Below are 12,853 nucleotides of genomic sequence, written 5' to 3'. Positions count from 1 at the left end.
TATAAAAAAGATACAAGATTTTTCTTTGACGTTGCTAAAAATGATTTAAATAATAATGTTTCGGCTATCAAATATATTGGGAGATATTTATCTCGCGCTCCTATCGCTGAATATAAAATACTAGATTTTTCTGACAATAAAGTTACCTTCTATTATGAAGATCTTTCTAATAATAAAGAAAAAGTTGAAGTTACTATGGAAGTAGAAGAATTTCTTTCTAAATTAATTATTCATATTCCTCCTAAAAATTTTAAAATGATTAGGAGATTTGGTATTTATTCTAGAAATATAAAAAAAGAACTTAAATTTATTATCTCTAAAATAAAAAAATATAAATTACAATATACTAAAACTACATTTTATCAACTAGAAATCTGGAAAACATTTGGAATAAATCCTTTCTATTGTTTTAATTGTAAAATTAAAATGAAAGTAAGAAGAATTTCATATTTTAATATATCAAAAGGCTCCATTTGTTGGAAAGAATATTGTTGGTAGCGCTGATTAAAATCAGCTTTTTTGTGTTACAAAAATATTTATTTTTTCTTATTTTATTAAACTTCTAATAGAAATATTAACTAATTCCTTATTTTTCTCTTAAAAAGTCAAATTATAATTTCCTTATATATAAAAAAAGATGGGGATATTGTAAATATCAATTACAATAACTCCATCTCTTTTTTCAACTATTAGATCTCTCTAATATGAATATTTTGGCTTCTATCTGGTCCAACTGATACAACAGATATTGGGCATCCAACAATCTCTTCAATTCTCTTTAAATACTTCTTACAATTTTCTGGTAAATCATCATAACATTTTACTTGAGTTATATCTTCATCCCATCCAGGTAACTCTTCATATACAGGTTTTGCTCTATATAACATTTCAGTATCTGCTGGCATAAATTCATAAATCTCTCCATCTACTTCATAAGCAGTACAAATTTTTAAAGTTCCTAATCCACTTAATACATCTATCTTAGTAATAACTATATCTGTAAGACCATTTATCATTGTAGCGTATTTTCCTACTACTAAGTCTAACCAACCACATCTTCTTGGTCTACCAGTTACAGCACCATACTCTCCACCAAGTTGTCTTACTTTCTCTCCAAATTCTCCATGTAATTCAGTTACAAAAGGACCTTCTCCAACTCTTGTAGTATAAGCTTTCATAACTCCAATTCCTTTGTCTATCTTTCTAGGTGATACTCCAGCTCCTGTAGTAACTCCTCCTGTAGTTGGTGAAGATGAAGTTACAAATGGATATGTTCCATAGTTAATATCTAGCATTAGTGCTTGTGCTCCCTCAAATAAAACTAACTTATCTTCATCAAGAGCTTTATTTACTACAGGGATAGTATCAATTATTCTATGTCTTATTTTATTTGCATATTCAGTATAATCAGCTAGTATCTTATCATAGTCTAATGGTTCAGCTCCATAGATTTTTGTTATTATTTCATTTTTGGCTTCTAAATTATATTTTAATTTTTTAGCAAATTTATCCATATCTAATAGGTCTACCATTCTGATTCCATCTCTCCAGATTTTATCAGCATAACATGGTCCTATTCCCTTTTTAGTAGTTCCTATTTTCATCTCTCCAGCATTTGCTTCTTTTAATTCATCTAATTTTACATGATAAGGCATAATAACATGTGCTCTATCACTTATTAAAACATGGTCTGTTCTAGCTCCTCTAGTCTCTAATGATGCTAACTCATCTAATAATACTTTTGGATCTACTACAACTCCTGGTCCTATTATACAAGTTCCACCATGTAATACTCCTGAAGGTAAAAGTTTTAATATAAATTTCTCTCCATTTACTACTACAGTGTGTCCTGCATTGTTTCCACCTTGGAATCTTACAACGTAATCAGCTCTATCTGCTAATACATCTATAATTTTTCCCTTTCCTTCGTCACCCCATTGAGTTCCTACTACTACATATCCAGCCATTGTTACCTCCTACTAGCCTACTTTATTTTTTCAATTTCAATATAGTTAATATTTTTGTTATGTTTACATAAAAATAGTTGTTCAAACTCTGTCTTTATATTGTCTGCTGCCTTTTCACTCTTATGTAAGTCTGCAGTATGATACACTACTCTATATCCATCTAAGCTCTCTACTAAATCAATTACATCTTGATAATATTTATCGTGGTCAGTTTTAAAGTAAAACATTCCACCTTTTTTAAGTATCACATCTAAAGTTTTGAAAAAACTCTCCTGTACAACTCTATTTTTTTCATTCTCTTCCCAAGGATCTGGGAAGTTTACATATATACCATCAACTTCATTTTCAGCTACAAACTCAAGTATCTCTTCTCCTCTTCTTCTCAAGAAAAGTGCATTAGTTGATCCATCTCTTTTTACCTTATTAGCTGATAGTACAAGTCTTTTAAATCTCAATTCAAGTCCCATATGATTTCTCTCAGGATATCTCTTTGCCATACCTTGAGCAAAGTTTCCACTACCAGAACCTATTTCTAAATATATTGGATTATCATTTCCAAAAAACTCATGCCACTTTCCTTTGTATGAATCCATTATCTTTTTATCATAGATAATGTACTCTGGATAGTCCAAAAGTCTAAACATATATGGATTATAGTTTTTTCTTGGACTTTTAAAGAAGTGACTCCATAGATTTTCTCTTAAATCTTCCATTTTTCCTCCATTACAATTTGTTTAACTTCTCTATAATCTTATCAGCTGTCCTGCTATTTTTCTTAAAAAGCTCCCTTATCTTCTCATAAGATTTTTCTTGATTCTTCTCTATATTTTTAATAGCTTGTAAAAACTCAGTAGTATCCTTTACCTTATAGCCTAAATTTAGTTCCAATATCTCCTTAGATATCTCCTTTACATTTTGTAGATATGGTCCAAAAATTGGAGTCTTTCCATAAAATAGTGGTTCAAGTAAACTATGTCCCCCTATATTTACTAAAGTTCCTCCTACAAAAGCTATATCTGTAATAGAATATATCTTTCTCAATACCCCTATTTTATCCACAATAACTATATCAGTTTTACCTAAAGATTTTTGCTCAATCTCACTATACTTTTTGTAGGTAAAACCATATTTTTTTACAATCTCCTCTATCTGTGGAGTTCTCTCTATATGTCTAGGAACCAAGATCAAAACTGTATCTTCCATCTCTTTAAAGGTATCTAGTAAAATTTCATACTCTCCACTTCTACTGCTTCCAGCAGTAAATACCTTCCTTCCCTCTACACTAAAAAGCTCTCTTAACTCTCTTTTCTCATCTTCACTATACTCTTGAAATGAGATATCAAACTTTAAATTTCCAAGAGTTTCTACTCTACTTTTTTCAGCACCTATCTCTATTATTCTTCTACTATCTTCATCACTTTGCATATAAAATCTATCTACATACAAAAATATTTTTTTTAAATAACTAGATAGTTTTTGATACCTCCTAAAGCTCCTATCAGAAATTCTTCCATTTACTATAATAACTTTAGATTTTCTGCCAATCTCTGTTATTAAATTTGGCCAAATCTCTGTTTCCACTAAAATCAATAGATTTAACTTTATTCTCTTTAAAATATCTAAAATATTTTTTCTATCATCTAATGGAAAATAAAAAATATCTACTCTCTCATTTTTTACAAATTTATCTCTGGCTACTCCTATTCCAGTGTCAGTAAACATAGTCAGAAGTATTCTCTCTTTTCTATTATCTAAAAGTTTTTTTATTAGAGTTTCAGAAAGATTTATCTCTCCTACTGATGAACAGTGTACCCATATATACTCTTCTTTTTTTAGTGAAGAAAAATCTTGTTTCAATCTTTTTTTTAAGAACTCTCCCTTTTTTCCACCTATCATCATTAAAATTAGAATAAAAGGTTGTAATATCCTTCTAATTATTTGATAAAACATTTTAAGCTCCTATTTTTTCATCTATATATTTAGAAATAACCTCTACTACCTCATCAATACTCATAGTACTACTATCTATCTCATGAGCATCTTCAGCTTTTTTTAGAGGACTTTCCTTTCTAGTAGAGTCTATAAAATCTCTCTCTTTAATAGATGCTAATACTGATTCATAATCAGCCTCTACTCCTTTTTCTTCATACTCCTTAAGTCTTCTTTTGGCTCTTTCCTCTGGAGAAGCTACTAAATATATCTTTACATCTCCACTTGGAAATACTACTGTACCTATATCTCTACCATCTAAGATAACACTCTTTCCTTTGCTTATTTCTCTTTGTAAATCTACAAGTTTTACTCTTACCTCTTTTATTGCAGACACTGGAGATACTATTGCACTTACTCTAGGAGTTCTTATCTCATCAGAAACATCTTTTCCATTTAGAAAAAATTGATTTCCTACAATATCTAACTTTGTATTTTTAAGCATAGTTTCAATAGCTTTGCTATCTTGTAAGTCAATACTATTCTCTAAAGCATAAAGGGCTATCATTCTATACATAGCTCCAGTATCTAGATATGTAAATCCATACTTCTTAGCAATTATTTTAGCTATTGTACTCTTTCCACTTCCAGCAGGTCCATCTACTGTAACTATAAACTCTTTCATTTTCCCTCCTAATTATGCTTTTATAAGCATAGCTCTCCACTCTTTATCAGCTTTTATCTCTTCTACTGTAAATCCTAAACTCTCTACTTCTCTTTTTAATAACTCACATTTATCTTCAATAATTCCAGAGAAGATAATCTTTCCATTTGGTTTTACAACCTTTGAAATATCATGTAAAAGTATAAGTAGTACATCAGCTAGAATATTAGCCACAACTACATCAAATTTCTTATTCTCAACAACAGAGATTAAATCTCCTTTATAAACTTTAGCTTTCTCTTCACTAATTTTATTTAATTCAAGATTTTCTTTAGCTGATTCAACTGCTAATTCATCTATATCAGTTCCATATATTTCACTAGCTCCAAGTCTATCAGCTGCAATCATAAGTATTCCAGAACCTGTTCCTACATCTATTACACTATCTCCTTCAGAGATATTCTCTTCCATAAGTTTTAAACATAGTGAAGTAGTAGGGTGTGAACCTGTACCAAAAGCTCTTCCTGGATCTAATTCTATTATAAGTTCATCAGCTTCTGGAGTATACTCTCTCCAAGTAGGTTTTACTACAAATTTTTCACTTACTTTTTCTGGGAATAAATATTTTTTCCAGCTATTTTGATAGTCTTCTTCATCATACTCATAAAAATCAACTGTATAGATTATATCATCTCTATCAGCAAATTTTTCTTCAAAAGTAGATAATATTGCCATCTTTCTTTTTTCAGCATAAGGATTTAATGGAAAGTAAGCAGAAATAGCATGGTCTACCATTAAAAATTCCTTCTCATTTTTATAAAAATCTAACGGATTTTTACTTTTCATTGGTTCTTCTATCTTTAATCCAGTTACTCCAAACCCATAAAATATATCTGAAATCTCTTTAGTAGCTCTCTCTATATCATCACTTTCATATATTACTTTTATCTCTACTACTTTCATTCTTCACTCCTTATAAATATGATATCTCCATAAGTGTTTTACTAATTCTCTCTATTTTTTTACACTCTCCAGTTTCCTCATCTAGCTCTATATCCAATCCACAAAGTCTTTCATTTCCTTCTGCTATCTCAAATCTTTGAGGAAGAGAGTTTAAAAATTTTGGTAATACAGATTGAACTTTCATTCCTATTACTCCATTTTCTGAACCTGTCATTCCAACATCTGTAATATACCCTGTTCCCTCTGGTAAAATTCTCTCATCAGCTGTCTGTATATGTGTATGAGTTCCAAATACTACAGAAGCATAACCATCTAAATGCCAACCCATAGCAATTTTTTCTGATGTTGCTTCAGCATGAAAATCTACTATTATAAATTTTGTCTCTTTCCTAATCTCTTTTATTATCTCTTTAGCTTTTTTAAAAGGACAATCAATAGGTACCATAAATACTCTTCCTTGAATAGATACTACTCCTATTTTATTTCCCTTTCTATCTTTTACTATTGTATATCCTTTACCTGGTGTATTTTCATCTGGATAGTTAGCTGGTCTTAAAACTCTATCACTTCTATCTAAGTATTCATATAGCTCTTTTTTATCCCAAATATGATTTCCACTAGTTATTACATCACAACCCCACTCTTGTAATTGGTCAGCTAATTTTGCTGTAAGTCCAAATCCAGCAGCAGCATTTTCTCCATTTACAATTATAAAGTCATACTCTTTTCCTTTTTTCTCTAAAAAAGTTTTTAAAGTCTCTCTTCCTGGGCTTCCAACTATATCTCCTACCACTAAAATTCTCATTAATTTCCCTCTTTCTATCAATAGGTTTTTACATTCAATTATATCATAAAACCCATAATTTTGTCCAAAAATTATTTAATTTTTTATTTATTTCTAAGTATATCTTTTCTTTTTTTGCCATAAAAAAATGTTAGTATATCTATAAAATAACTACTTGAAAGGAGGAATTTATGTACTTAAATTTTTTAAATTATTTTAGGGGATTTGCAATTTTTTTAATTGTTATGGGGCACTCTTTCTATATTACTAATTTTTTTAATCTTAGTAATCCCATCGGTAATCCATTTTTCAGAAAACTTTTTTTTACTATGACTACTGGAGGAACATCACTTTTTGTCTTTATATCTGGTTTTTTATTTCATCATATTTTTTATTCTAGAGGGTTCAACTTTAAAAAATTTATGAAAAATAAATTTAAAAATGTTTTTCTCCCATACTTAATTATAATTACTCCTATTATAATGATTAGATTTCCGGAAACCCTTACAGAAAAATCTATAAATTTATCTGATATAATTAGATTAATACTTATGTATCTTTCTGGAGCCCTTCTTGATTCTACTTGGTATATCCCCTTTGCCTTTGTGCTTTTTATATCTTCTCCAATATTTATAAGATATATTGAAGCTAAAAAAGGAAAGATAGCTGTCATTATAATTGGACTTCTTATAGGAATGATAATACACAGACCTGCACATAATTTACATATCAATGTTATTCAGGCATTACTTTATTTTTCTCCAGCTTATTGTCTTGGAATATATACATCACAAAATAAAGAAAAACTTTTACCTTATTTAAAAAACATAATTCTTTTATATTTTTACTTTGGGTAGGAATGGGAATTTTTCAAGTACACATAAATAAATTTATGAATATGCATAAAGCTAATATGTTTGCTTATAATGGCATTGACTTAATGGGAATACAAAAAATAATAGTGTGTCTATTCTTTGTTGGTTTATTTTATAAAATTCAAGATAAAAAATGGATTTTTATAGAAAAACCACTATCGCTTTTAGCTGACTATAGCTTTCCTATATTTTTTATACATAATTACTTTATATTAATTACAAAGTATTTTTTAGAAAAGTATAACTTTACATTGAACTTTAGTTATTTAGGACTTATATTTTTTACAACTTATATCTGTATCTTATCTATGATTTTTACTAAAATTATTAAATTGATTTTCAAAAAGAATAGCCGAATGATAATAGGAGGATAAAATTAAAAGGGAGCTTTCGCTCCCTTTTTTTATTTAGCATAATCTACAGCTCTTGTTTCTCTAACTATTGTAACTTTAATTTGTCCTGGATATTGCATAGATTCCTCTATTTTCTTAGCAACATCTCTTGCCATCTTAGTAGCTTCATCATCTGACATAGCTTCTGGATTTACTATTATTCTAAGTTCTCTTCCTGCTTGAATTGCAAATGAAGATTCTACTCCAGAGAATGAATTTGCTATCTCTTCAAGACTTTCTAATCTCTTTAAGTAAGCTGTTAATGTTTCTCTTCTTGCCCCTGGTCTTGAAGCTGATACAGCATCTGCTGCTTGAACAATTATAGCTTCAACTGTTTCAAATTCTACTTCATTATGATGCGCCATTACAGCATTTAAAACATCTTGTTTTTCTCCAAATTTCTTTAAAAATTCTCCTCCTATGAGAGCATGTGAAGCTTCTATATCACTTTCCAACACCTTTCCAACATCATGTAAAAGACCTGCTCTCTTAGCAAGCTCAGTATCCGCACCTATTTCAGCTGCTAAATTAGCAGCTAATTTAGCTACTTCTATTGAGTGAGTTAAAACATTTTGTCCATAACTTGTTCTATATTTTAATCTTCCTAATGTTCTAATGATCTCTGGATGCATTCCTGGAATTCCTAATTCTATTAAAGCTCCTTCTCCAGCATCTACTATCTCTTTTTCTATCTCTTTTCTAGCTTTATTTACAACTTCTTCTATCTTACCTGGATGAATTCTTCCATCAGTAATTAATTTTTCAATAGCAAGTCTAGCTATCTCTCTCTTTACTCCATCAAAACTTGAAAGTACTACTGCTTCTGGAGTATCATCTATTATTATATCTACTCCTGTAAGTGCCTCAATAGCTCTAATATTTCTTCCTTCTCTTCCTATTATTCTACCTTTCATCTCATCATTTGGTAGATTTACAACAGATACAGTAGCATCTACTACATATTCAGCTGATGCCTTTCCTATTGCTGTTGATAATATTCTTCTTGAAATTCTATCTTTTTCATCTTCTAATTTATTTTCAAACTCTCTAATTGCAACAGCAGTTTCATGTGTTAGATCATCTCTTAATTTAGCTATTAGAATCTCTTTAGCTTCTGTTTTAGATAATCCTGAAATTCTTTCAAGTTCATCTTCTTGCTTTAATTTTATAGCTTCTATCTCTTCTTTTTTAGCTTCTAACTCTTCTGTTGTTTTTTCCAACTCTTGACTTTTTAACTCTAACTTTTCTATTTTATTATCAAGAGTCTCTTCTTTTTTTGTAAGTCTAGCTTCCTTTTGTAAAAGTTCGTTTTTAGCATTTTTTATCTCTTTTTCTGCTTCTTCTTTGATAGAATATGCATGTTCTTTTGCTTTTAATTCTATCTCTTTTCCTTTAGCTTGTGCATCTTTTTCTGCATTTTCTATTATTTCTTTTGCTTTTATTTTTGATTTAGTTACTTCATCTTCTAAATCGTTAAGTTCATTTATTTTTTTATCTATAACAGACTTTTTATATAGTATAGCAAATACTATTCCCAGTCCGATTATTATCAAACCTATACCTAATACTGTGCTCATAATTATTTCCTTTCTACATTTTATTTAAAATTAGCTACTGCCTCATCTTCTGTTTCATATATTTCGAATATTTCATCTAATCCTATCATTTCAAAAATAGTTTTAATATGTTCATTTAATTTTATTAATTTTATATCTCCACCCATTTCTTTTACTACTTTCAATTTTCCTCTTAAAATTCCCATAGCTAAGCTATTAATGTGAGTAACTTCTTCAAAGTCAATTATAAATTTTGTAGAATCTCCCTCTACTAATTTTGTAATTCTTTCTTTTAATTTTGGTGCTACTAATGCATCTAATTCCCCTACAACTTTTAATTCTTTAATCTCCCCTAAGTTTTTTTCAAGTATTTCGAAATTGTTTACCATTTCTTACTCTGCCTCCTTAACTTTTTTCTCTACTCTAAATAGTGTTCCATTTAGTTTTTTTTCAATTTTAAAATCATCCGCAATGGCTCTTGCTATAAAAAGACCCATTCCACCCTCTTCTTTACTCAATTTCTCTTCATCAAATCCAACTCCATTATCCTCTACTACTAGTCGAATAATATCATTCGATTTCTGAATTTCTAAAATGATATCTCCAGGTTTATATTCATAACCATGTTCAACTACATTTGTTGAAAGTTCATCTACCACTGATAAAAGTTGAAATACATCCCTTTGACTTACTTGATGTAACTCTAAGTATATTTTTACCATGGCTCTTATTAAAGATAAATTTTCTAAAGAAGAAGGTACAGTAATTTTTACCTCATTTGGCTTCATTATTATCTCCTTCTCTCTTTAAACTTTACTATTTTCCACTCCTCATTTTTTAATTGATATTCTACCTCATAATATATTGTTGAACTATGTATATTAAATCCAACTATATTTGTAGCTCTTTCACCTAAAAACTTGGGTTTTGAATTAAATATATTAACCTTTGAAAAATTTATATTTTGTATCTCATCTTTTACAAAATTATTTCTTATACTGGGAATAAGAGTTTTTTCTAAAAGTTCAGTCTCTCCTTTTTGAAGATTATTTTTTATATCCTCTATTAAAACTATTAGATTTTCTTTTTCCTTTAAAGTAATTTCCTCTCTTTTTCCAATATTAGAACAACTTGTTAAAAAAATCCCAAGAATCATCAAAATAAAAATTTTTTTCATTATAATATACACCATTCCTTATCACTATAAATAATACCATATCCATATATTTTTATCAAGAATTTAATTACTCAATTTCTATATTTAATTTTTTCACTACATCCTCTATTATCTCATTTTCAGATAATTCATCAAGGTTATACCAGATATATGTGTGGTCATTTTTAAACCAAGTAAACTGTCTTTTGGCATATCTTCTAGAGTTTTGTTTTATCTTATCTACTGCCTCTTCATAAGTTATCTCTCCTTTAAAATAATCTATAAATTCTGAGTATCCTATTATATTTATCTTTCTCAAAATCTCTCCATATTTATTATAGAGCTCTCTTACTTCCTCTTCTAACCCTTGTTCTATCATAATATCTACTCTCATATTTATTCTCTCATAGAGATTTTCTCTCCCTCTCTCCAGAGCAATTTTTAAGAAATCATAACTATTATTTTTTATATTTTTTTTAGAAAGAATAGAAAATTTTTCTCCTGTAAGCTTGTAAACTTCTAAAGCTCTCTCTACTCTTTTTTTATTATTTGGGTGTATCTCCTCTGCTCCTTCTGGGTCTACTTTTTTCAACTCTTCATAGAGTTCTTCAGAACTTTTTTGCATAAATTCTTCTCTCATCTTTGTATCTGAAGCTGGTAAGTCAGATAACCCTTCAGTGATAGAATTAATATAAAGCCCTGTCCCTCCAGTTAGAATAACAAATCTATCTTTTTTCTCTTCTTCTTTCAGTATTCTATCTACATCTTTTTGGAAATCTCCAACACTATATTTTTTTATAGGCTCTAATATATCTAACATATAATGAGGAACTCCTTCCATTTCCTCAAATGTAATCTTAGCTGTTCCTATATCCATTCCTCTATATACTTGAGCTGAGTCAGCAGATATTATATCAGCATCTAATAACTTAGCTAATTTTATAGAAAGTGCTGTTTTTCCTACTCCAGTGGGTCCAGCTATTACTATTCCTTTTTTCATTTATCCTCCTTAGTAAAAAAGAGGGAAAATTTATTACAATAACCTACAAATTTAGAAGTTAAGATAATAATTTCCCTCTTTTAAACCTACTATTATTTATACTTTATTACTCTACATATTCAAACTCTACATCAGCTATTCTTACACTATCTCCATCTTGGATACCAGCATTTCTCATAGCCTCTTCCATTCCTAAAGATCTCATCATATGTAAGAAGTTTACTATTGATTCATCATCCATAGTTATCACATATTTAGCAAGTACTCCATCTAATACTCTTCCCTCTATTACATATGTTCCATCTTCATCTTGAGTAATAATGAAATCCTCTTTATCTCCTTTTATCTCTCTTAGAACCTCATCTACATTTGTTTCCTCTTCTAATGGCTCTCTTTCTATTTCTTCTAACATATTCCAGCTTCTATATAATACTTCTTTAATTCCTTCATTTAGTATCACTGATACAGGATAAACTTCATTTCCTTGAGCTTCTACATAAGCTTTAAATTTATCATATTTTTCCATATCCCATAATAAATCCATCTTATTTGCTAGAACTATTTGTTTTTTATTTGCTAGTTTTTCACTAAATTTTCTAAGTTCAGTATTTATCTTTTCATAGTCTTCAATAGCATCTCTTCCTTCTATCTCTGCTACATCAACTAAATGATATATCATTTTACATCTCTCTATGTGTCTTAAGAATTTATCTCCTAATCCTACTCCTTCGTGAGCTCCTTCAATAAGTCCTGGAATATCTGCTATTACAAATGATTTTCCCTCTTCTAATCTTACTACTCCAAGTTTTGGCTCAAGAGTTGTAAAGTGATAACTTCCAACTTTAGAATTTGCTGCTGAAACTCTATTTATAAAACTTGATTTTCCAACTGATGGATATCCTACAAGAGCAACATCAGCTATAAGTTTTAATTCAAGCTTTACTTTTAATTCTGTTCCCTCTCTACCTTTACCAGCTATTTTTGGAGTTTTTCTAATAGATGATTTAAAGTGAACATTTCCAAGTCCTCCTTTTCCTCCTCTAAGTAAAACTCTCTCCTCTCCAGCTACATTCAAGTCTAATAAAAGCTTTCCAGTTTCAACATCTCTTACTTGTGTTCCAACAGGTACTTTAATAATCAAATTTTCCCCTGTTTTTCCATACATCTGTTTCTTTTGTCCATTCTCTCCATTTTGAGCCTTAAATAATTTTTTAAATTTAAAATCTATAAGTGTATTGATATTAGGGTCAGCTACGAAAATTACATCTCCACCTTTCCCACCATCTCCACCATCTGGACCACCAAATTGTACAAACTTCTCTCTTCTGAAAGCAGCTGAACCATCTCCACCATTTCCTGCCTTAACAGTTATTATAACCTCATCTATAAACATTCATTACTCTCCTATTAATTTAATATTATCAATATATTTTACCCTATATTCTAAATTTTTTCAACATTTATTAAAATAATAATATTCTTTTGATAAATATATTGATTTTCCGAAAAAACATGTACATAATAAGTTGTATGTTGTTATTAATAATACATTAAAATTAATTTTAGG

15 protein-coding genes are annotated in these 12,853 nt (G+C 29.2%); 3 read left to right on the top strand and 12 right to left on the bottom strand.

Going from position 1 to position 12,853, the window contains the following annotated elements; all coding sequences use genetic code 11:
• A partial coding sequence (locus tag FMAG_RS01710; protein WP_005883459.1) for a transposase occupies nucleotides 1-498 on the top strand: 498 nt, incomplete at its 5' end.
• 191 nt (nucleotides 499-689) lie between these two features.
• Here FMAG_RS01710 and FMAG_RS01705 read toward each other — a convergent pair.
• From FMAG_RS01705 to FMAG_RS01680, 6 genes are read right to left on the bottom strand one after another with little or no spacing between them, the layout of a single operon-like run.
• Nucleotides 690-1,967 carry an adenylosuccinate synthase gene (locus FMAG_RS01705; RefSeq protein WP_005883458.1) on the bottom strand — a complete coding sequence of 426 codons (1,278 nt, stop codon included), beginning with the start codon at nucleotides 1,965-1,967 and terminating at the stop codon, nucleotides 690-692.
• Nucleotides 1,968-1,984: 17 nt separating this feature from the next.
• The gene (gene trmB, locus FMAG_RS01700) at nucleotides 1,985-2,680 is read right to left on the bottom strand and encodes a tRNA (guanosine(46)-N7)-methyltransferase TrmB (RefSeq protein ID WP_040493520.1); all 696 of its coding nucleotides are present in this window, start codon (nucleotides 2,678-2,680) and stop codon (nucleotides 1,985-1,987) included.
• 10 nt (nucleotides 2,681-2,690) lie between these two features.
• Nucleotides 2,691-3,917, bottom strand: a complete 1,227-nt coding sequence (locus FMAG_RS01695) for a 3-deoxy-D-manno-octulosonic acid transferase (protein WP_050795416.1) — start codon at nucleotides 3,915-3,917, stop codon at nucleotides 2,691-2,693.
• Nucleotide 3,918: 1 nt separating this feature from the next.
• Nucleotides 3,919-4,581, bottom strand: coding sequence for a (d)CMP kinase (cmk, locus tag FMAG_RS01690; RefSeq protein WP_005883457.1), 663 nt, complete (start codon nucleotides 4,579-4,581; stop codon nucleotides 3,919-3,921).
• 12 nt (nucleotides 4,582-4,593) lie between these two features.
• Nucleotides 4,594-5,523 (bottom strand): 50S ribosomal protein L11 methyltransferase, encoded by a 930-nt coding sequence (prmA, locus tag FMAG_RS01685; RefSeq protein ID WP_005883456.1) that lies wholly within the window; start codon nucleotides 5,521-5,523, stop codon nucleotides 4,594-4,596.
• Between the two features lie 10 nt (nucleotides 5,524-5,533).
• Nucleotides 5,534-6,328, bottom strand: coding sequence for a TIGR00282 family metallophosphoesterase (locus FMAG_RS01680; RefSeq protein ID WP_005883455.1), 795 nt, complete (start codon nucleotides 6,326-6,328; stop codon nucleotides 5,534-5,536).
• Between the two features lie 170 nt (nucleotides 6,329-6,498).
• On the opposite strand from FMAG_RS01680, the gene FMAG_RS01675 reads away from it, so the two are divergent.
• A complete protein-coding gene (locus FMAG_RS01675) occupies nucleotides 6,499-7,164 on the top strand; it encodes an acyltransferase family protein (protein WP_040493518.1) in 666 nt (221 codons plus the stop codon).
• 2 nt (nucleotides 7,165-7,166) lie between these two features.
• Nucleotides 7,167-7,556 carry a hypothetical protein gene (locus FMAG_RS01670; RefSeq protein WP_040493516.1) on the top strand — a complete coding sequence of 130 codons (390 nt, stop codon included), beginning with the start codon at nucleotides 7,167-7,169 and terminating at the stop codon, nucleotides 7,554-7,556.
• Nucleotides 7,557-7,585: 29 nt separating this feature from the next.
• On the opposite strand, the gene rny is transcribed toward FMAG_RS01670, so the two are convergent.
• The 6 genes from rny to obgE all read right to left on the bottom strand — a co-directional run bounded on the left by rny (nucleotide 7,586) and on the right by obgE (nucleotide 12,679).
• A complete protein-coding gene (gene rny / locus FMAG_RS01665) occupies nucleotides 7,586-9,151 on the bottom strand; it encodes a ribonuclease Y (RefSeq protein ID WP_005883454.1) in 1,566 nt (521 codons plus the stop codon).
• Between the two features lie 20 nt (nucleotides 9,152-9,171).
• A complete protein-coding gene (locus tag FMAG_RS01660; protein ID WP_005883453.1) occupies nucleotides 9,172-9,519 on the bottom strand; it encodes an STAS domain-containing protein in 348 nt (115 codons plus the stop codon).
• A gap of 3 nt (nucleotides 9,520-9,522) precedes the next feature.
• Nucleotides 9,523-9,918, bottom strand: a complete 396-nt coding sequence (locus tag FMAG_RS01655; protein ID WP_005883452.1) for an ATP-binding protein — start codon at nucleotides 9,916-9,918, stop codon at nucleotides 9,523-9,525.
• A 2-nt stretch (nucleotides 9,919-9,920) separates the two neighbouring features.
• Entirely contained in the window at nucleotides 9,921-10,307 is a 387-nt protein-coding gene (locus tag FMAG_RS01650) for a hypothetical protein (RefSeq protein WP_005883449.1), read from the bottom strand.
• A gap of 67 nt (nucleotides 10,308-10,374) precedes the next feature.
• Complete coding sequence (miaA, locus tag FMAG_RS01645) at nucleotides 10,375-11,286, bottom strand: tRNA (adenosine(37)-N6)-dimethylallyltransferase MiaA (protein ID WP_005883447.1); 912 nt, start codon at nucleotides 11,284-11,286, stop codon at nucleotides 10,375-10,377.
• Between the two features lie 106 nt (nucleotides 11,287-11,392).
• Nucleotides 11,393-12,679, bottom strand: coding sequence for a GTPase ObgE (gene obgE / locus FMAG_RS01640; protein WP_005883445.1), 1,287 nt, complete (start codon nucleotides 12,677-12,679; stop codon nucleotides 11,393-11,395).
• Nucleotides 12,680-12,853 lie beyond the last annotated feature (174 nt).

This window comes from Fusobacterium mortiferum ATCC 9817, assembly GCF_000158195.2.
GTDB classification, from domain to species: Bacteria; Fusobacteriota; Fusobacteriia; order Fusobacteriales; family Fusobacteriaceae; genus Fusobacterium_A; species Fusobacterium_A mortiferum.
The sequence above is the reverse complement of the archived record's forward strand: the minus strand, read 5'-3'. Positions and strand labels throughout refer to the sequence as shown.